We start from the raw sequence: 20,837 nt of genomic DNA, 5'->3' as shown, positions 1-20,837 counted from the left end.
CGTATTAAAAATAAAGTGAAACTTTAATCAGTGGGGGTTTTGTTCATCCCCCACTGATTATTAGCCCTCACCAATCGGACGTTTACGGACAGTTCATCTCCCACCTAACTTCTTTGCTCCAACTGAATTTTGAGATGGGAGTTTTACTGTCCGTTAACGCGGAAGTAACACTTATTTCTTAACTAAAGAAATAAGTGTATATAATATAGCCTAAAGCTAGCACTAAAATTACTAGCGCTGTACCTTTCCAATTCATACCACCTGCCATATCAACTGGACTACCTGTTTCAGCTCTGTTTAATCCATCCTTTAAAGAACCTGTAGGATTATTTTTCAATTCACTTTGCCTTATACGTTCTCTTTTTTCTTCTGGTGACTCTTGCTTCATAGGATCACCTCCAAATGAATACACACTTTACTAAATTATACATGATTACTTTTCTTTTATATGCCAACTGAAAAGCTATTTACAACAAAAAAAGCTAGCAATGCTAGCTTTTTTATAGTTCTATACGTTCTTCTTTATTTACAGTAATTCCTGTATGATCGATTTCTAGCTCACACACTTTCATAGACGTAAATACTCTCGCTAATTGCTCAGCAATTTCTTGACGTTTCTCATAAGGCGTTAATATAAAAATAGATGGTCCTGCACCGCTAAGCGCTGTACCGTATGCACCGAATTCTTTTGCACATTTACGAATAGATGGTAATAACGGTACTAGCTCTAAACGATATGGCTCGTGAAAATGATCCCTTTCCATCATTTCGCCTACAACTTCCCATTTCTTTTGACATAAAGCAGCTACTAATACATTACTTATTGCACTAGCCTTAACAGCTTCATGAAACGGGAATACATCTGGTAATACAGATCGACTTTCATCTGTATTTAGCTCTTCATTTGGAATAAGAGAAATAACGCCTAATTCCTTACTTTCAATTCTTACAACCGAAACATTCTTTCCATCAAGTGCTCCGATTACCGTTCCTCCTAATATAGAAGCAGCAACATTATCAGGATGACCTTCAAAATTTGTAGCAATTTGAACTTTTTGATCAGTCGTTAAGTTCAAGTTACCTAGTTGATTCGCAAGCTCTATCCCAGCTACAATTGCTGATGCACTACTTCCTAGTCCTCTTGTTAATGGGATATTACTAGTAACTTCTATTATATAAGGTGATAAAGAAGGACTCACTTTACATGCCGTACTAACGATTAAATTTTTATCGTCTGTCGGAATCGACTCATCAAAAGAATGGATCACTTGCCATTTATTAGATTTCTCTTTTACTACTACATGCAAATACAATGACAAAGCTATTCCTACTGAATCGAATCCAGGTCCAACATTCGCTGTACTAGCAGGAACACGAATACTTAATGGTATCACGACATAATCACCCCTTTAATATGCTCTTTAATTTGTTCTATATTATTTGAAACACTTGCAATATCTAATGTATTAGAAGAAATTGCGATATCAGGATCTTTCAAGCCGTTTCCAGTTAAAACTGCAACAACTGTTTCTCCTTTTTTGATTTTTCCAGATTGAACATGTTTCATTACGCCAGCTAATGAAGCATTCGATCCTGGCTCAGCGAAAACCCCTTCCGATTTTGCTAATAATCTATACGCATGTAAAATTTCTTCATCTGATACCATATCTATTTCACCGTGAGACTGCTCAGCAGCCTCTACTGCATATGACCAACTTGCTGGGTTACCGATGCGTATCGCTGTTGCAATTGTTTCTGGCTCGTCAATTACATGCCCTTTTACAATAGCAGCTGCTCCTTCCGCTTCAAATCCATGAATTCTTGGCTTCTTATATCCTTTTTCTTTCTCATATTCACAGAAACCCTTCCAGTACGCTGTAATATTTCCGGCATTCCCAACAGGAATCGCTAAAACATCTGGTGCACTTTGCAATTGGTCACAAATTTCAAATGCTGCTGTTTTTTGCCCTTCAATTCGATAAGGATTTACCGAGTTAACTAATGTGATTGGCTCTTCTGCAGCAATATTTCTTACAGCCTTTAGTGCATCATCAAAATTTCCTTCTATTGAAATAATTTCAGCACCATAGGCAACTGCTTGCGCTAATTTCCCATGTGCAATTTTCCCTTCTGGGATTACGATAATACATTTCATTCCAAGACGTGCCGCGTATGCTGCGGCCGATGCTGATGTATTACCTGTCGATGCACAAATAATAGCCTCTGAACCTTCTTCTTTCGCCTTCGCAACTGCCATTACCATACCACGATCTTTAAAAGAACCTGTCGGATTCGCTCCTTCATACTTACCGTATAACTGAATTCCTAATTGTTTTGATATATTTAATAACGGGATAAGCGGTGTATTCCCTTCCATTAAGCTCACATCAGGTGTATTTTCATTTACTGGTAAATAAGAAGCATACTGTTTTAATAATCCTTTATACATATTGTTTTTCCTCCTCAATAATGTAGTAACTGTTTATTTCACTTGCGACATCTTCTATCGCTCCTAAAACTCGTTCGAATTGATATTTTGAAGTTTGATGTGTTACAACAACGACTTCTGCAAGTTCACGATTTAAAGGTAATTGAATCACTTCTTTTAAACTTACGGAATAATTAACGAAACATTCTGTTATTTTTTGCAACATCCCTGGTTCGTCTCGTAATGAAATACGCAAGAAATATTTCGAAACGACTTCTTCATCTCCCTGTAATTCGTACGGCTCTGGTTCTTTTAACGCACTTTTATTTTTCTGAACTTGATTCATATTTTTAACGATTGAAATAATATCACTTACTACAGCAGAACCAGTCGGTAACTTCCCAGCTCCAGGTCCGTAAAACATTACTTCCCCTACTGCTTGACCGTGAACATATACTGCATTAAATTCATTATTTACATTCGATAATGGATGATGACTAGGTAAAAGAGTCGGTTCTACACTTAAATGAATGGCTGATCCTTGTTTCTCTGCTTTACCAATTAATTTCATTGTAAACCCTAACTTTTCAGCCATTTGTAAATCTTCTTTTTCGACCTTTCGAATCCCTCTTACTTGTACATCATCTAAAGAAACATTCATCGAAAAACCTAAGTTTGCAAGAATCGCTACCTTTCTCGCCGCATCTAGCCCATCTACATCCGCTGTCGGATCTGATTCTGCAAAACCTAATTTTTGTGCTTCCTGTAAAGCTTCTTCATACGACCATCCATTTTGACTCATCTTTGTTAACATGTAATTTGTTGTACCATTTACAATTCCCATTATTTTTTCAATTTGATCTGATGCTAATCCGTCTGTTAACCCTCTTAACACCGGAATACCGCCCGCTACACTTGCCTCATAACATAAATCACAATCATTATCGTTCGCCAGCTGGAGAAGCTCTGCACCATATACAGCCATTAAATCTTTATTTGCTGTTACGACATGTTTCTTATTTCGTAAAGCTTTAACAATATGCTGCTTCGCTTCTTCAATTCCGCCCATTACCTCTACTACAATATCAATATTTGAATCATTTAGAACTTCATCGACATGACTTGTTACTACGATTCCATCAATACAAACATCACGTTCTTTTTCTAAATCACGTACAGCAACTGTCTTCACTTTCACTTCATACCCTGTATCAAGCGCAATTTTTTTACAATGTTCTTTCAAAATATGGACAACACCACTTCCGACCGTACCTAATCCTAACACCCCTACATTAACAACATTATTCATCTTCTAATCTCCTCCTACAATTTTATTTTTTATCTTTATCAATCACCTTACTCTGCTTTTCAATCATGCAGGTGGTGGTTATTTCCGTACGTACAAATCGTTTCATGTTACAGCACCTCCTTTCAAAGTAATAAAAAAACACACTCATCCCTAGGAAAGGGACGAATGTGTTTTCGTGGTTCCACCCTTGTTCCAATCTAGACGTATTTCTCTCTAGATTGCTCAAGTTCAGATAACGGCTGATTCCGTCAATAATTACTAGATTACTCGTTCACTATTGAAGTTCAAAGGTGGTAAAATCATTTCTCGTGTTAGGAAGCTCACACCCTTGACTTCCCTCTCTGTAAACCGTAAAAATGATTTCATGTCCTTATCGTTACTTTTCGTTCATGTTTATTTGTTAACTCATTATACTCGCATAAAAAACAAAATCAATACTATTTTTTAATTATTTTTAATTTTCAATCTCTAAAACCATAAAAAAACACACTCATCCCTAGGAAAGGGACGAATGTGTTTTCGTGGTTCCACCCTTGTTCCAATCTAGACGTATTTCTCTCTAGATTGCTCAAGTTCAGATAACGGCTGATTCCGTCAATAATTACTAGATTACTCGTTCACTATTGAAGTTCAAAGGTGGTAAAATCATTTCTCGTGTTAGGAAGCTCACACCCTTGACTTCCCTCTCTGTAAACCGTAAAAATGATTCCGTGTCCTTATCATTACTTTTTCGTTCATGTCTATTTGTTAATTTATTATAGTTATGAAGTTTTTAAAAAGCAAGCCTATTTTTACTAACTATTTTCAAAATCATTTTTTATTATATTTCACAATAACATTTTACAATTACCACTCAATTTACCTATTTTGTAGTTTCTCCTTCTTATAAATCGACGGTTTATATATAAATATCCCATTCTAAATTATGTACATATTCACCTTACAAAACTATATAAATAAAATTTTTCAATACAATCTTTTCGTATAACTTTCTTCTAAAGAACGTGCAACATCCTCTTCTGAAGTATTCACTTTTGCATGCTCCAGCAACATTTTTGCTGCTGAAGGTAACTCTTTTTTATGTAACCAAGATTCTGGATCCCACATATTAGAACGAATAAAAGCTTTTGCACAATGAATATAACACTCTTCTATTTCAACCACAATTCCAAGTAGCGGATCGCGTCCATTTGCCTGCATTTCTTGCAAAATTTCTTCGTCGTTTGTTATATACGCTCGGCCATTTATTCGGAGTGTCTCCCCAAGTCCTGGGATAAAAAAGATTAATCCTACACGTGGATTGGAAATAATATTCAAAATGGAGTCTATACGACGATTGCCTGGCCTTTCTGGAATGATAATTTTATTATGATTTAATACGTAAACAAATCCAGGTGCATCTCCTCTCGGTGAAGCATCACACTCTCCTAATTTATTTGCTGTAGATAATACTAGAAAAGGAGATTTGGATAGAAAATCTATACAATGGTGGTCTAGTGATGAAATAACTTTCTTTAACGCTCTCTCACTTGGTTGCCCCAATATTTTCCGTAATTCTTCCTCTGTTGAAATAATCGATTTTATTTCCGTCCTCTCTATACCCACTTATACCCTCTCCTTTTTTCTTTATTTTCCCAAAATTCATTACAAATATTGTATAATAAAATTTGCAGAAAGGGGAATTTAAATGACAGAGTGGTTAACAATATTTGATACTGAAAAAAATATACTTGGGAAGAAATTACGTGATGAAGTGCATCGTGACGGTGATTGGCACGAAACATTTCATTGTTGGTTTGTAGAGAAAGATGAGGAAGATATGTTTTTATATTTCCAATTACGCTCTAAAAATAAAAAAGAAGCTCCGAACATTTGGGATATTACTTCCGCTGGACATATTATGCATGATGAAGATGTACAAATTGGTGGCCTTCGTGAAATTGAAGAAGAATTGGGGCTTTCTTTTCAAACGACTGATTTAGCATATAAGGGCATCTTTACAATAGATTATGAAATTTCAAATCTTACAGATCGCGAGTTTTGTCATATGTATTTCCACAATGTCATCAATCCACTTCCATTCGCACCAGGTGAAGAAGTAGATGATGTGATGAAAATACATGCAACTTCTTTTCTAAAACTATTAAAAAGAGAGATTTCATCTTTTACAGCTATTTCTGTTTTGAGCAATAAACCGCTAACAATAACTTTTGATGATATTTATCCATATGATTTTGCATACTATGAATTTGTTGTTGAACAAGGAAAAGAACTACTTAAAAATAATAGTTTGTAAATATAATAGGACTCCTATCTATCATTGACTGAGAGTCCTATTTTCCTTATCATCATTGTTCAAGTGTCTTTAATTCCTTCTCTACTCGTATAAATAAGTGAATGATTAACAATGCCATGATCGCCATAATCACTGCTGTTGTATGAGGATATCTAAACAGTATACTAATCACACTTCCAATTAACATCATAATGAATCCGTTTTGCTTCATCACTTCTGCACTATACCTATTACCTGCATCCCATAATTCTTTATTTTTCATAGATTGTTTCGTACGATAACCATATGCCGCATTAATATCGGTCGGTGGATTTTTTTGAAGGACAATTGCCGCAAGTATAAATATAATACCTATTAAAATACTCATTCCTATGTTTATTAGTGCATACATCAATTATATCCCCTCCTAACCTACAGCTTCATTATACGACACAATCCTGTTTTTTCCAATTTTACAACACATTCACTTTCGCTCTTTCGATGTTTGGAACATGCTTGGCAGCGTTACAAAACGTGCCCCTTTCGTTTTTAACTGCGGAATGATTTGGTCCAGTGCCTCTACAGATCCTTGCAGGCGTCCACCTGGAGTTGAATGTTGAAGTATGATACTACCAGGAAATGAGTTCCCTAACACATTATTTGTAATCGTATCAGCACTTACACCTTTCCAATCAACTGTATCCACACTCCACTGTACAATCATAAAGTTTTGCTCAGTTGCCCAATGCAATTGATTTTCAAGTATTTCACCATACGGCGGGCGTATAAATTTAGGAGCATAGCCGACTAAACGTTTTAATATTTCTTCCGTTTTTATAATTTGATTACGGTACTCGACCTCATTTACTTTCGCTAAATTTGGATGACTATACGTATGATTGCCAATTACATGCCCTTCATTCGCAATACGCTTTACGACATTCGGAAACTTTTCTGCGTTTTCACCAAGTAAGAAAAAAGTCGCTTTTACATTATGTTGTTTTAACTTATCTAATATTTTCGGCGTAAATTCTAAATCCGGTCCATCATCAAATGTAAGTGCGACTTCCGCTTTATTGTACGGTCCTGAAAATGCGTACGCATATTTTTCGACCCATGAAAATGGTGTCCACGATCCACGTTCATCTGCTTTCATTTGTACTTCATAGCTTTGAGGGGTATATGTGTATGGCAATGTGCTTATATAATTTCCGTAATAAAATAAGTTATATGGCATATAGGTATACGGAACATCTCGTTCTAGTCCCCATTGATATGGAGCAAACATTTGTGGCGAATAAAAATAATACATAATAAAAACCTCCCTAAAATTTCATATGTGATTCCTCTACACTTTGTTAGAGAAATTCTTATTCATAAACAAAAATAAGACTGTCCGTAATTTGGACAGTCTTACTGCTTACTATTGTTAATAAATTGATGTGCTATCTTTTGGCAAAGCTTTCACATGTTTTAAATAACTCGTCACTCTGTCATCATCACCTTGCGGGTACTGATATCCATAAGCGCTAGCAATTTCATTCGCCACTTCCCTAAATAAATCACCCATGACAAAGAATGATTCCCATATGTTTTCATATTCTGCATTAGAAAATGTCTTTTTAAATTGCTCCCACATATCTCCTTCGAAATATTGCTCAAAATGCTTTCCAAACTTCCCTGCATTAACTGTAAAGTCTGTTTTCATACCAATATGCCATTCTAGCATTACGATGAACATATCTCGTACTGGTCCTTCAAGCATTCCTTTCGCATAAGAAAGCTCTTCTCTCCATAATCCTTTTGCCACATTCGTACTACACCACCAAAATTCATTACAGCAACCTAAAAACTCTTTTTCTGTAGGCTTTTTTATTAAGTAATCTTTATCGCTTGCTGGCGGGAATTCTTCCATACAATTATCTTTATCGAGAAGTAATTTACTTAAGCTATCTTGTCCAACGAACTTTTTTATTAAATCAACCGGAACTAATGTTAAATCAATCCGATTTCCATCCATGAACTGCATTAAATACGGAAACTTCCCGTCTCCATCTGGTGGAACTAATGACATTTCTTCTGGCATTTGTACAATCATTATTTCTCCAAACCTATGAATCCAATTATGATTAGACGTAAAAGAGCGTATATCTTTTACAACATATATAATATCGTAGTCTTGAAAACAATCTCTTTTCACATTTGGATTTACACGCGATCCATTCATGATGACAGCTCGAATTCTTTCATCCTCTTTTGCTGTATTTATAATTAAGTCCAGCATTTCTTTTTCAGTTCTCATCTATTCCTAACCTCCAATTTTTAATATAAACTTATATTTTGAAGTACGTTGGAGGTCCACGAGTTAACTGCGTTGTATACGATACATGTTATAACTTTTCAAACATCTTTTTCATTCTATTTATCTCCTTTCGTTATTCTTTTACGACTGCCATTATAAATCCATCGTACCCTTTACTTCCGACTGTTTGAAGCGCTGTAGCACTTACACGTGGCTCAGCAGCTATTAGCTCATAGAAGCGACGTATCCCTTGTACGCGAGGGTCATTACTCGTATTGTCAATCACTTCTCCTTCACGTACTACGTTATCCCCAATAATTACAGTACCAGGGCGTGATAGTTTCAGTGCCCACTCAAAATAAGCAGGGTTATTTTGTTTATCAGCGTCTATAAAGATAAAATCAAATGGTTCATACTTCTCATTTTCTATTTGTTGTAAAGAATCTAAAGCTAATCCTGTTCGCACTTCAACTCTATCATTCAAATTAGCGCGTTCAATATTGCTACGCGCAATGTCAGCATGCTTTTCACTTGCTTCCAATGTAACAACTCGGCCTCCCGATGACAATCCTCTTGCAAGCCATATCGTACTATATCCACCTAGAGTACCAATTTCCAAAATGTTTCGAGCTCCTTGAATTTGAACTAATAGTTGCAAAAACTTCCCTTGCGTTGGCGATACGTCATGTGCTGGTAAATTAGCTGCAGCGTTTACTTGAAGAACTTCTTCTAATGTAGAATCTTTCGGTATTAATACATCACTCACATATTGATCAACGGCCGTCCATGTCTCAATCATACTCATGAAAATACCATCCCTTCAATTTTTCAATGCTTTTCTACTATCCACTTTTGATTATACCGAAAATTCCGTCTTATATACAAAAAATAAAGAAGGGACATCTACTTCATTACAAAATAGATATCCCTTCTTTTGTTTATACATGTATCCCTTACGGATTAGTAGACCAAAGTCCTGCTGATTTAATAAATGTACGTTTATTTAATTTCAGCTGCGCTACGATAAACTCTGCAATATCTTCTGCTTGCATTACTTTATCCGGATTTCCGTCAGTTAATCCTAAATCAACAGCCATGTCTGTTGCTACTGTACTTGGAGTTAAAGCTGTTACACGAATGTTATGTTTGCGAACTTCCATCGCTAACGATTCTGTTAAGCCAAGAACACCAAATTTAGAAGCACTATATGCACTTGTTACAGGTGCACCTTTTTGTCCTGCTGTAGATGAAATATTAATAATATCACCAGATTGTTGTTCAATCATGCTTGGTAAAGCTGCGCGAGTTGCATAGTATACACCCATTAAGTTTACTTGAATGATTTTTTCCCAATCAGCAACGTCTAATTCTAAAAACTTACCGAATTTAGAAATACCAGCGTTATTAATTAAAATATCGATAGATCCTAAACCGTTTTTTAACGTTTCAATTGCAGTAGTCACCTCTTCATATGAAGAAACATCAGCAGTCGCAATAACAGCTTTTACGCCTTCTGCTTCTACTTCTTTCGCTACAGCTTTTAAGTTTTCTTCTGAACGAGCTAAAAGACCGACATTTACGCCTTCTTTCGCTAATGCGATCGCTACAGCGCGACCAATCCCTCTACCTGCTCCTGTAATTAAAGCATTTTTGCCTTGTAATAATTCTGCCAAGTATAACACTCCTTAATCATCTCAGTTATGTACTATATTAAAATTGTATCTATGTTTATGTAAAAAGGCAATGATGCACTTTCATGTGCGTAGGTTACTTGTAGGTAACTATAGAAATTTTTTATTTATAATTCTTATGGATTTGCCATAATTCATGTAAAATAAAAATAAATTCTACATAGGAGAGTATATGTGTATGACAAGAAAAAAAATGGTTCTTGCCACTAACTGCAGTCGGACTATGCATCATATTTTTGGCTATGTACTTTATATTTGGTAATCCACTACATTATAAAGTAATAAAAAAAGATACTAACGAATATCTCCATACTATAAAAGGATATAAGCAAAAAGAAATACAAAGCATAACCGGAAAATATACTCCTCTTTATAATATCGGCTATTATGCGGAAGTCGTATATAAAGACGAACCTTATTTTACATACTCTTATACATACGATAATAATAAAATAATACAAGACAACGGCATTTTAGGAAGACATACTGAGTCATTTGAAAATCTTAATTTAAACTGGTCATTGTTTGACGAGTTAGTAGACGGTATTCATAAAAACTTGCAAGAAAGAGGTTTAAGTAAAAAGAAAGATTATTCTATACGCCATGTTCAATTCGTTGATATTGATGATGATAAAAACGGTGCAGAAGCATACGTTGACTTTAAAAAAGATAAAGAATCTGATTACTCATACCGTATGAATAGTGAAGGAAAAGCTTATCAGTATAGCTGCAGCAATGGTAAATGTATGTATAAAGAAAAATAGTGTTAGAAGATATGCCCCTAACACTATTTCTCTTTATACTTAGGAATACATACAATAAATTCCGTACCCTTCCCTTCCTCACTCTCGACTTTTATTTCTCCTTGATGAAGGTCGAGTACTTTTTTTACGATAGCCAAACCTAAGCCACTTCCTCCATAAGCACGATTTCGTGAAGAATCCGCTTTATAAAAGCGCTCAAAAATATGTTGCTTCTGTTCTTTTGATATACCAATTCCTGAATCGCGAATACGTACTTCCACTACTTTCTTATATTCTTTTAACTGAATTGTAATCGTGCCACCATTTGGCGTAAATTTAATACTATTATGAATTAAATTTATCCAAACTTGACTCATACTTTCTTGGTCAGCAGTAATGTGCACTTTCTCTAAATTAAGTTCCAATTCAATTTCTTTTTCAGCCCAGAGCGGTTCACTATTTAACACAATTTGCTTTAACTGTTGATCTAATCGATAAGTCGCTCTTTCTGGTGTATATTCTTCCGACTCTAAAAGGGTAAGCTTCAGTAAATTTTGACTTAGTTTAGATAATCTCGTCGTTTCCGTTTCAATAATGGTAAGGTAATGCTCTCTCTTTTCCTCGGAAAGATTGTTATCTTGTAGCGCTCTAGCAAATCCTTTTATAGAAGTTAATGGTGACTGTATTTCATGAGAAACATTCGATACAAATTCCTGGCGCATTTTCTCCATCGCATTTAGTTCATCTGTCATATCATTTATACTTTTTACGAGCACACCAATTTCTCCATCATATTTCTCTTCATTTCGTATTTTTACGGAGAAGTCCCCTTTTGCAATTTTTTGTATCGGTTCAATAATAGTCCAAATCATCGCCTCTCGCTTCGGTCTCATTAATACCCCAATCAACACCCAAATAAGAACAATAAATACAAAGCCGACCATATCACTAATTAAAAAAGTAACAAAAGGTGATACTTGTATTTCAAGAGCATTTATTACACTTGATGATACATAAAAGGCTATAGACCAAATTATTGTGAGAAAAGAAAAGAGAGCTAGTACCGCTCCAATTATTTTCAATATCTTCACCTTATTCATTCGCTCTCTTCTTCTCATTTACTTACCTCTAAGCGATATCCTAAGCCTCTTATCGTTTTAATACTAAATTTCGACTTCTCTTCTTGGAACTTCTCACGTAACCGATTTATATGAACGTCTAGTGTACGCTCATTCCCTTCAAAATCATATCCCCATACATCTTCAATTAATTGCTCTCTCGAACAAGTCCTTCCCGCTTTAGAACCTAAAGTAAAGAGCAATTCGAATTCTTTTAGTGGTAACGTAACCGTTTGTTCTCCGGTTATAACTTCAAATGTTTTACGGTTTAACAGTACATTTCCAACTTGAATTGATTGCGACACAGTAATTTGATAACGTTTCAATAACGCCTTTACCCTCACTACTAGTTCTATCGGATCAAATGGTTTTACAAGATAATCATCCGTACCAAGATGAAACCCTTTTACTTTTTGAGATGTTTCTCCTTTAGCAGTTAGCATCAAAATAGGGATATCATAGTATTTTCTTAATTCAAAACATACATCAAATCCATCCATATTCGGCATCATGATATCAAGAATAACCATATCAACTTTCACTTCATTTATTTTTTGAAGTGCATCTAGACCATCAATTGCTTCATATGTTTGAAATCCTTCCCGCTCTAAAAATACAGAAACAAGTTCTCTAATATGTGGATCGTCATCTACTATTAAAATTTTTGGTAGCAAAGAAAACCTCTCCTTTCTACGTAGCATCTTTTATATAACTTGTAAAAATGAATCATCAGCGGAGTATAAGCCCCACTGATGATTCATTTTATAATACGCCCTCTTTAATTTTCAATTGTTGCGTTGCAAATTCACGATACATGTCATGTGTGCGTAACAATTCATCATGTGTACCGCTTCCTGTAAGATTCCCTTTTTCTATAAAAATAATTTTATCTGCATCTACTACAGTAGAAAGTCTATGTGCAATAACTAACGTTGTTCTGCCTTTCATTAAGTTATTTAATGCCTTTTGAACGACAGACTCTGATTTACTATCTAAACTAGAAGTTGCTTCATCTAACATAAGAATTTGTGGATTTCGAAGTAACGCTCGGGCAATGGCAATTCGCTGTCTTTGTCCTCCAGAAAGTTTCACACCACGTTCTCCAACTTCTGTTGCATATCCATTTGGCAAATCATGAATAAATGCATCAACGTATGCCATCGCCGCTACTTTTTCAATTTCTTCATCTGTCACTTCTCCCTCAACGCCGTAACAAATGTTATCCCGAATCGTTCCATCAATTAACGGACTATCTTGTGAAACGTAACCAATTTGACGTCGCCATGATTGTAATGAATAGCTCGTAATTGCATCTTTCCCTAATTTAATAGCACCGCTAGTTGGCTCATAAAAACGTTCTAATAGTGAAAATAATGTCGTTTTCCCGCTACCACTTGGCCCTACGATCGCTGTTACTTTTCCTGATTCAATTGTGAAATCAATATTCTTTAACACTTGCTCTTCTTCGTTATACTCGAAATATACATTTTCAAGAACAATTGGTTGCTTAGCATTTGTGACTTTCACACCAGTTTCATGGTCTTCTACTTCATATTCTAAAATAGTATTAATTCTTTCCGTTGCACCAATTGCCTTTTGGAATTGTGTAAAGAACATAGATAATTGACTCATCGGCATTATAATTTGAACTAAATATAAAATAAACGCTACTAATTCCCCAGTTGTTAATGCACCGCTAGAAACTCGCATCCCGCCATATCCTACGATAATAACAAGCAATGCCATTAAAACAAACGACATAACTGGTGAAATTAACGCTTGCACTTTTCCCTCTTTCAAACCAAATTGCAATAACTTCTCGATACCTTTATTTCCAGTTTCATATTCTCTTTTTTCTGTGTTCGAAGATTTCACTAAACGAATTTCTGATAATACTTGCGTTAGCACACTTGTAAAAGAAGCTGTTTCATCTTGAAGTGCTTTTGAAATCTTATACATTTTTCGTCCTAGTGGAACTAAGATCAGTACTGATAATGGAATAACCGTTAAAAGTAAAAGTGTCATTTTCCAATCTAAAACAAATAATACGATTAATGATCCGACAATTGAAATACCGCCTGTTAATAAATTTGACAAATGCTCAGAAATTAATGTCTTCACAACACCTGTATCATTTGTCATTCGGCTAATTGTATCGCCTGTTCTATTTTGATCATAATAAGATACTGGCAATATAAGTACCTTTTTCCACAAACGTTCTCTCAGTCCGGCTACAATCTTCTGCCCGATATAATTTAGTAAATATATAGATAATCCTGCAGCTATAGTTTGCATAATAAAGAATGCAACTAGCCCAACAATTTGTCCTGTACTAATTGACGAAAGTGAAAAATTATCTACTAATCCTTTTGTTAACATCGGAATAAATAAACTCGCTCCCGTAGAAAGCAAACTCATGAATAACGCAAAAACAAGAATCCCTTTCGAAGGATTTGTATCTTGAATAAGGCGTAAAAACTGCCTCCAACTCCCTTTTTTCTTTATTTCATTTCTAACTTCCATTTCTGTCATCTCCTCGTGTTAAACAAAACTGTTCTTTCTAAAAATAGAATACAATACAAATGTAAACTGAATGTAAACACACTTTTTCTGTTTTTACAAAATATACATAAAAACTCATCTTTACAACAGATATAAACATCTGATATTATTACCTGGTACTTAATATTGTTCTATGTGAATGATAGATAACCAATTTACAATACTATATAAATCTCCAGTTATTGAAAGGAGTATCCTTTTTGCAAACAAATATACATTCTAAAAAGGAAACAATTATTTTTATTCATGGTTTAGTCGGCAATCGTCGTGCTTTCAAAAAAGAGCATAAACGATTTTCCGCCTCTTACAACATTATTACTTATGACTTATTAGGTCACGGCGATGATAAAGGAGAAGCTATCGAATTTTCATTACAGCGTCTCGTTGATCAATTATTGAATTTATACGAAAAAGAAGGCATTCAAAAGGCTCACATTTGCGCTTTAAGCTACGGCTGTTATATCTCTACCATTTTTGCACAAATGCATCCAGAAAAAGTTTTGAGCATTTGTCATATTGGTGGACATTATAATAACCCGTCCCTTTTATATAACGTATTTCAAAAGTTTTGGGAGAAGCGAGGAGACGATTACTCTAAATGGCTCTCTCAATACGCAAATACCATTTTTCCAAGTGGCATACTAAAGGCAAATCCGTTCGCAGTCATTTCAAGAAATATTTATTATCGGTTCGGATTGCAATTACATTCATCAATTATTGCTCAATCATTACGTCACCGGTTAGAATTCGATTTAAAATCTAAATTAAAATCACTTCCCCACCCTATTCTATGGGTAATGGGCGAACATGATCATCTCTATAAATCTTGTCTTTTTGATTTAAAGTCCATTCTTCCTAACGTTTTATATAAAGAAATACCGTTAGCAGGACATGCAGCAAACTTATTCCGCCCCAACTACTTTCATGATCTATACGCTCGATTTTTAAACGGGAAGTTACAGTAAAAACTATTACCTTCCAATTTATTAAACTATAAAAAGGCTTCCCAAGTTTCCCTGGAAAGCCTTTTCTCTATACGAAAAGTATATAATCTACTTTTTCTTAGTATGCTTTTGTGTAACCTAATAGGTGCTTGCTCCAGTAAGAGTTACTTACAGAACTAATACGTACACCAGTTGCATCAGTTTCTGCACTAATGAACTGACCGTTTCCTAAGTAAACACCCATGTGAGAAGGACCTGATTTATAAGTGTTTTGGAAGTATACTAAATCACCTGGTTGTGGATTGCTAGTTTTTGTTTTAGAGCTCCAGTATCCAGCAACTGTTTGACGAGCGCCTTTATGACCAGTTTGATTTAATACGTAGTGAATGAATCCACTGCAATCAAAACCAGCAGGTGTTGTACCAGCTGTTCTGTATGGTGAACCATTTAATGATCTAGCGAATCCAGCGATTGAAGATGTATCTCCACCAGTTGTTGGTTTTTGTACGTCTTTACCTGGTTGTTGAACGTTATTTGTAACGTTATTGTTATTTGTAACGTTGTTTACTCCGCCTTTTACAAACTTAACGAAGTCTGCACTTACGTAACCTGTGCGGCCGTTATGGTTAATTTTGTACCAACCATTTTCAGCGCCAGTAACGTTTAATACTGTACCGTTTGTTACACCACCGATTACAGCGTTGTATGTAGCTGGGCCTGTACGTACTTTTAAAGCACCAGTGTTAACAACATAAGAACCACCAGTTTGAACTGTAGTAGTATTGTTGTTTGTAGTTGGTTGTTGTGTTTGGTTAGATACAGCAGAACCACCTTTTGTTACGAAGTCTTTGCTTACGTATCCAGTTCCACCATTGAAGTTGATTTTAAACCAATCTTGTACTTCACCAACAACTTGTACTGTTTTACCTTTATTTACAGAGCCTAATACTGTATGAGATGTACTTGGGCCTGTACGTACGTTAAGTGAAGAAACGTTTACTGTGTAAGTACCAGTTCCTTGTTGAGCAGTAGTTCCTGTTTTACCACCAGTCGTTACGAAGTCACCACTTACATAACCAGTTTGACCGTTTACAGTTACTTTGAACCAACCGTTTTCTTGTCCAATTACTTGTAGTACTTGACCTTGTTTTACTTTAGAAATAACGCTATGTCCTGTACCAGCACCTGAACGAACATTTAATACATCAGCAGTTACTGTGTATTTTAAGTCAGATTTTGTTTCTACAGTTTTTGTTTCAGTTACAGTCGTTTGTGTTTGAGTTTGTCCATTAATTTCTTTTAGCGCTTCGTTTGAAACTTGTGCATGAGCAGAATCCATACCTGGAACTGCAACACCTGCTACTGAAGCTGCTGCTAAACCTGCAATTACTTTTTTCATAAGTTGTCTTTACTTCCTTTCCCTACTATCCTCTTTAAAAAAACTTATAAACTTAATACTTTACAATATTATCAAAGTAAAATATTCATTAAGTTCCATTTTTTAACAAGAGTTTTATTTTTCACACAGAGTTCATTTTAAACGAGCGAAGTGAAATCCGTGTGAACTTCATGTGAACTTTACCATTAAACTTACTCTTTTTGCAATGCTTTTTTTATATTTCTTATGTATTTTATTGAAAATTCGACATATCATTCATTATCTTAGTATATATTTTCTATCCACTTAAAAAATTTCTATTCATCTAACACAATGCAAAGAATGTATTTCCTAGTATAGTTCCTCCTATGAAGTATACTCTTATCATGACAAAAAACACTTTTTTTATCAATAGTATAATATTTTTAGAAAACTATTTTTGATACTATCTATCGCTTTTAAAAGATTTGACGATTTGTAAGATTTAACTTCAAAAATTTTGTTCTAATTTGACGAAAATACACATTCCGCTACGCATTTTTAACTGTCTATGGAATTTATAGGGTATTTATATTATCATATATAGTAGCGTTTTAATCTATACACATTTTATTTACCCTACACGGAAAGCAATTGAATTTTAAGATGAGCGTTTTATTGCTTGCAAATAGTGGAATCAAAAGGGAGGTATATTTATGAAAAACATAATAGATGATCCTATAAATAAAAATATAGAACTGTACTATGCTTTTTTTCAATTCGTTTCAATTATTACCTTACAAAAAATATCAACTATTGAAACACGTAAAAACGAATTAAAAAATCAGATGAAAAATTCCTATCAAAAAAATCCTTACTACTTATAAAAAGGTGAACAGGTTGTATCCCTGTTCACCTTTTTATAAGTAGCAAAACCCCGATTGGTTCAAATAATAATTAGTGGGGGATAAACAATTCCCCCACTCGTTCCTACATTATTTATAAATTTTCACACGGTTTTCTAAAGGCTGGTATTCTTTTTCACCTGCAGGTACAACTGGTTTACCAAACGGCATTTGCGCAATAAGCTTCCAATTTTCTGGAACTCCCCATTCTTTTCTCACTTCTTCATCAATTAATGGATTGTAATGTTGCAATGTAGCACCAAACCCTTCAATTTCCAAAGCTGTCCAAATTGCAAATTGTAACATTCCAGAGGATTGCTGAGACCAAATTGGAAAGTTCTCTTTGTATAATGCAAATTTTTCTTGCAGTTGTTCCACCACTTCACTATCTTCGAAGTATAGAACTGTTCCATAACCACTTTTAAATGCATTCATTTTTTCTTCCGTAGAAGCTAAGTTATTTTCAGGTACAATTTTTCGTAACGTTTCTTTCGTAATATCCCATAACTTATCGTGTTGTTCTCCAAGCAAGACGACAACACGAGCACTCTGAGAGTTAAAAGCTGAAGGTGTATGTTTTACAGCATGATAAATCACTTCTTGAATTTTTTCATCAGAAACTACTTGTTCTTTACTAATTGCGTAAATAGATCTTCTGTCTTCAATTGCTGAGTAAAAATCTTTTGCCATCATAATTCCCTCCAATTTTCATTTGAGGCTTTTTCCTATGTACACATCATATGCCCCTCAAAACTTATCATTAATAAGTTTCTAACTTTATAATATAAACAAACAATAATAAACTCAAATAATAACACTCACATTTTTTACCTTTTTACTTTATTAGTGCTAAAAAATAAAAGGCAATTTGTTGTTACCGATAATACGTAACAACAAATTGCCTTTCTTATATGATGATCCAACTCAGTATTTCACTTAATTAACTAACCCAAATGCATAAGACATTAGCTTATTCGTCTCTGTAAAACGCTTTGTTTTACCTTTTGTTCCCATAACAACTGTAATAATACGAGTATCACCTTGTTTTGCTGTACCCGTAAAACAATACCCTGCGCTATCTGTAAATCCTGTTTTTAATCCGTCTATTCCTTCTATATATAAAGCTTTATTATTTTTGTTTAACATATCATTTGTACTTATAACATTAATATTATTAAATGCTAACTGACTTTGACGTAAGTGAGTCACTTCTAATATTTCTGGGTAATCTTTTATAAGATGATACGCCAAGTTTGCTACATCACCAGCCGTCATTTTTGTTTCACTTCCATCGGGCTCTTGTAATCCAGAAGCATTTGCAAATTTAGCATGTTCCGACATTTTTAACTGTTTCGCTTTTGCATTCATAAGCTGAACGAAATCTTTCTCCGATTTTGCCATATGTTCTGCTAAAGCCACAGCTGAATTATTAGCTGACTCAATCATTAATGCATGATATAAATCTTTAACAGTTAATGTGTCATTAACTTGTACTGGGATTCTCGCTCCCTCTGTTTGTGCCGCTTTCGCACTCATTTTCACCGGATCTTCCCAGCGAACTTTCCCATTATGTACATTTTCTAATAGAAGATATGCTGTCATCATCTTAGACATACTTGCTGGCGCAAAAGCCTCATTTTCATTATGTTGATAAATAATATCTCCATTACTCGCATCAATAATCATAGCTGCTTTTGCATCAATTTCCGGTGGTATGTACTTTGGTGGGACTACTTTTTCAACTAATCCTGTTTTAGGTAGTTCTGCCACTTGTAAAGGTTGTCCCTCTATACTTGTTGCACTCTTTTGAGTTCCTTGGAATAAGAACCAACATATCCCTAAAACAATGACTAATAGGACTGTCAGCCTTCCCCATTTTAACCGCTTCATTTCAAAACTCCTTTAACAAACCTTTTATACACTCACATTTAACCATAACAACTTTCCCTTTATATCGTCAAGGTAAAAAGCATATTTATTCATCTACAGTAATTATTATTTCAATGCATGTATGTTACAATAACAATACTGAAATATAAGAATATTCAATGATAAATCCTTATGAATAAAACTATTAATAGAAGGGATTCATACAAATGCCACTTCCAAAATCATTAAAATACGGAGACACAATTGGGATTTACTCACCTTCTTCTCCAGTAACCTACACTTCTCCAAAAAGATTTGAACGAGCGAAATCTTACTTACAACAGAAAGGATTTCATATATTAGAAGGTTCACTAACAGGTCGATATGATTTTTATCGTTCTGGTAGTATACAAGAGCGTGCTGAGGAGCTAAATGTCTTAATAAGAAATCCTAATATTTCTTGTATTATGTCAACAATTGGTGGGATGAATTCAAATTCAATATTACCTTATATTGATTATGATGCTTTTCTAAAGAACCCTAAAATAATGATTGGGTATTCAGATGCAACTGCTTTATTACTAGCAATTTACGCCAAAACAGGAATCCCTACATTTTATGGACCAGCTCTCGTCCCTTCCTTTGGCGAATTTGAACCTTTTGTTGATTGCACATACAAATATTTTGCTGAAACTTTACTACATGATCATTCTCTTCCTTATCATATAAAACAACCATTATTTTGGTCAGATGAATTTATTAATTGGGAAGAAAAGACGAAGGAGAAAGAACTTCGACCAAACGATTGGATTTCAGTAATTGATGGAAAAGCTACTGGGCGTATTATTGGCGGGAATTTAAACACGATACAAGGAATTTTGGGTAGCCCCTATATGCCACATATTCAAGAAGGCGACATTCTCTTCATTGAGGACAGTTCAAAAGATGCAGCTACTATTGAAAGAAGCTTTTCATTACTTAAAATTAACGGTGTATTCGATAAAATTTCAGGTATCATTCTTGGAAAACATGAGCAATTTGATGATTGTGGTACAAATCGAAAACCTTTTGAAATACTATTAGAAGTACTTCAAAATCAAAGAATTCCTTTTCTAGCTGACTTCGATTGTTGTCATACACATCCCATGATTACCATGCCTATCGGTATTCAAGTAAAGTTGGATGCAACAAATAAAACGATACATGTTGTAGAACCTTGGAAAAAATGAATGCATAGCTTCTATTGTTTTACAATAAAAGCCATGATACTATATAATTTGGAATGTGAAAGATTAAACAAAATACGTTCTAATATCTATTATTAGGAAAAGATA

The 20,837-nt window shown here is 34.6% G+C and carries 21 protein-coding genes and 2 other annotated features; of the genes, 5 read left to right on the top strand and 16 right to left on the bottom strand.

Translation table 11 applies throughout. The annotated features are described in order from the left end of the window. Positions 1-178: 178 nt before the first annotated feature. From RTP99_RS03250 to RTP99_RS03230, 5 genes are all read right to left on the bottom strand, one after another. A complete protein-coding gene (locus RTP99_RS03250; RefSeq protein ID WP_000808278.1) occupies positions 179-388 on the bottom strand; it encodes a DUF6366 family protein in 210 nt (69 codons plus the stop codon). 112 nt (positions 389-500) lie between these two features. Then, a complete protein-coding gene (gene thrB / locus RTP99_RS03245; RefSeq protein WP_000612678.1) occupies positions 501-1,394 on the bottom strand; it encodes a homoserine kinase in 894 nt (297 codons plus the stop codon). Beyond that, entirely contained in the window at positions 1,391-2,449 is a 1,059-nt protein-coding gene (gene thrC / locus RTP99_RS03240) for a threonine synthase (RefSeq protein WP_000276440.1), read from the bottom strand. The genes thrB and thrC overlap by 4 nt, the downstream gene beginning before the upstream one ends. Further along, positions 2,442-3,737: a homoserine dehydrogenase gene (locus RTP99_RS03235; protein WP_001067136.1), complete on the bottom strand. Its 1,296-nt coding sequence runs from the start codon at positions 3,735-3,737 to the stop codon at positions 2,442-2,444. Before RTP99_RS03235 ends, thrC begins: the two co-directional genes overlap by 8 nt. 154 nt (positions 3,738-3,891) lie before the next feature. After that, positions 3,892-4,123, bottom strand: a binding site (T-box leader). A gap of 114 nt (positions 4,124-4,237) precedes the next feature. Next, positions 4,238-4,469, bottom strand: a binding site (T-box leader). A 234-nt stretch (positions 4,470-4,703) separates the two neighbouring features. After that, positions 4,704-5,342, bottom strand: a complete 639-nt coding sequence (locus RTP99_RS03230) for a pyridoxamine 5'-phosphate oxidase family protein (protein ID WP_000510724.1) — start codon at positions 5,340-5,342, stop codon at positions 4,704-4,706. A gap of 82 nt (positions 5,343-5,424) precedes the next feature. Here RTP99_RS03230 and RTP99_RS03225 point away from each other — a divergent pair, with 82 nt between their 5' ends. Beyond that, positions 5,425-6,033 (top strand): NUDIX hydrolase, encoded by a 609-nt coding sequence (locus RTP99_RS03225; protein ID WP_000141400.1) that lies wholly within the window; start codon positions 5,425-5,427, stop codon positions 6,031-6,033. A gap of 52 nt (positions 6,034-6,085) precedes the next feature. Here RTP99_RS03225 and RTP99_RS03220 read toward each other — a convergent pair whose 3' ends face one another. From RTP99_RS03220 to RTP99_RS03200, 5 genes are all read right to left on the bottom strand, one after another. After that, on the bottom strand, positions 6,086-6,424 hold the full coding sequence (locus tag RTP99_RS03220) for an SdpI family protein (RefSeq protein ID WP_000271089.1): 339 nt from the start codon (positions 6,422-6,424) through the stop codon (positions 6,086-6,088). A 72-nt stretch (positions 6,425-6,496) separates the two neighbouring features. Next, positions 6,497-7,324, bottom strand: coding sequence for a peptidoglycan-N-acetylglucosamine deacetylase (locus RTP99_RS03215; protein ID WP_000291219.1), 828 nt, complete (start codon positions 7,322-7,324; stop codon positions 6,497-6,499). A 117-nt stretch (positions 7,325-7,441) separates the two neighbouring features. Beyond that, positions 7,442-8,314, bottom strand: a complete 873-nt coding sequence (locus RTP99_RS03210) for an aminoglycoside 6-adenylyltransferase (protein ID WP_001258521.1) — start codon at positions 8,312-8,314, stop codon at positions 7,442-7,444. Between the two features lie 133 nt (positions 8,315-8,447). Next, on the bottom strand, positions 8,448-9,119 hold the full coding sequence (locus RTP99_RS03205; RefSeq protein WP_000061725.1) for an O-methyltransferase: 672 nt from the start codon (positions 9,117-9,119) through the stop codon (positions 8,448-8,450). A gap of 148 nt (positions 9,120-9,267) precedes the next feature. Then, positions 9,268-9,987, bottom strand: a complete 720-nt coding sequence (locus RTP99_RS03200; RefSeq protein WP_000818985.1) for a 3-ketoacyl-ACP reductase — start codon at positions 9,985-9,987, stop codon at positions 9,268-9,270. Between the two features lie 260 nt (positions 9,988-10,247). Here RTP99_RS03200 and RTP99_RS03195 point away from each other — a divergent pair, with 260 nt between their 5' ends. Next, positions 10,248-10,769 carry a DUF3139 domain-containing protein gene (locus RTP99_RS03195; RefSeq protein WP_373696333.1) on the top strand — a complete coding sequence of 174 codons (522 nt, stop codon included), beginning with the start codon at positions 10,248-10,250 and terminating at the stop codon, positions 10,767-10,769. A gap of 23 nt (positions 10,770-10,792) precedes the next feature. Here the strand turns inward: RTP99_RS03195 and hitS are convergent, their stop codons facing one another. The 3 genes from hitS to RTP99_RS03180 form a co-directional block, all read right to left on the bottom strand. After that, positions 10,793-11,866, bottom strand: coding sequence for an envelope stress sensor histidine kinase HitS (hitS, locus tag RTP99_RS03190; protein ID WP_312364013.1), 1,074 nt, complete (start codon positions 11,864-11,866; stop codon positions 10,793-10,795). Next, positions 11,863-12,540: an envelope stress response regulator transcription factor HitR gene (gene hitR, locus RTP99_RS03185; protein WP_000937028.1), complete on the bottom strand. Its 678-nt coding sequence runs from the start codon at positions 12,538-12,540 to the stop codon at positions 11,863-11,865. Before hitR ends, hitS begins: the two co-directional genes overlap by 4 nt. 88 nt (positions 12,541-12,628) lie before the next feature. After that, entirely contained in the window at positions 12,629-14,389 is a 1,761-nt protein-coding gene (locus tag RTP99_RS03180; protein ID WP_000453871.1) for an ABC transporter ATP-binding protein, read from the bottom strand. 239 nt (positions 14,390-14,628) lie between these two features. Between RTP99_RS03180 and RTP99_RS03175 the strand changes: the two genes are divergently transcribed. Further along, a complete protein-coding gene (locus tag RTP99_RS03175) occupies positions 14,629-15,393 on the top strand; it encodes an alpha/beta fold hydrolase (protein WP_001194311.1) in 765 nt (254 codons plus the stop codon). A 97-nt stretch (positions 15,394-15,490) separates the two neighbouring features. Here the strand turns inward: RTP99_RS03175 and entFM are convergent, their stop codons facing one another. Next, positions 15,491-16,771 carry an enterotoxin EntFM gene (entFM, locus tag RTP99_RS03170; protein WP_000755518.1) on the bottom strand — a complete coding sequence of 427 codons (1,281 nt, stop codon included), beginning with the start codon at positions 16,769-16,771 and terminating at the stop codon, positions 15,491-15,493. 674 nt (positions 16,772-17,445) lie between these two features. On the opposite strand from entFM, the gene RTP99_RS03165 reads away from it, so the two are divergent. Then, entirely contained in the window at positions 17,446-17,616 is a 171-nt protein-coding gene (locus RTP99_RS03165) for a hypothetical protein (protein ID WP_011040231.1), read from the top strand. A 108-nt stretch (positions 17,617-17,724) separates the two neighbouring features. Here the strand turns inward: RTP99_RS03165 and RTP99_RS03160 are convergent, their stop codons facing one another. Then, positions 17,725-18,327: a nitroreductase family protein gene (locus RTP99_RS03160; protein WP_172656209.1), complete on the bottom strand. Its 603-nt coding sequence runs from the start codon at positions 18,325-18,327 to the stop codon at positions 17,725-17,727. Positions 18,328-18,570: 243 nt separating this feature from the next. Beyond that, complete coding sequence (locus RTP99_RS03155) at positions 18,571-19,524, bottom strand: D-alanyl-D-alanine carboxypeptidase family protein (protein WP_000825886.1); 954 nt, start codon at positions 19,522-19,524, stop codon at positions 18,571-18,573. Positions 19,525-19,730: 206 nt separating this feature from the next. Between RTP99_RS03155 and RTP99_RS03150 the strand changes: the two genes are divergently transcribed. Then, on the top strand, positions 19,731-20,732 hold the full coding sequence (locus tag RTP99_RS03150; protein ID WP_001130815.1) for a S66 family peptidase: 1,002 nt from the start codon (positions 19,731-19,733) through the stop codon (positions 20,730-20,732). The last annotated feature ends 105 nt before the right edge of the window (positions 20,733-20,837 follow it).

The organism is Bacillus sp. (in: firmicutes) (genome assembly GCF_031983925.1).
Classification (GTDB): domain Bacteria; phylum Bacillota; class Bacilli; order Bacillales; family Bacillaceae_G; genus Bacillus_A; species Bacillus_A pacificus.
Note: the sequence above shows the minus strand (reverse complement) of the source record. Positions and strands in the feature narration are given on the sequence as shown.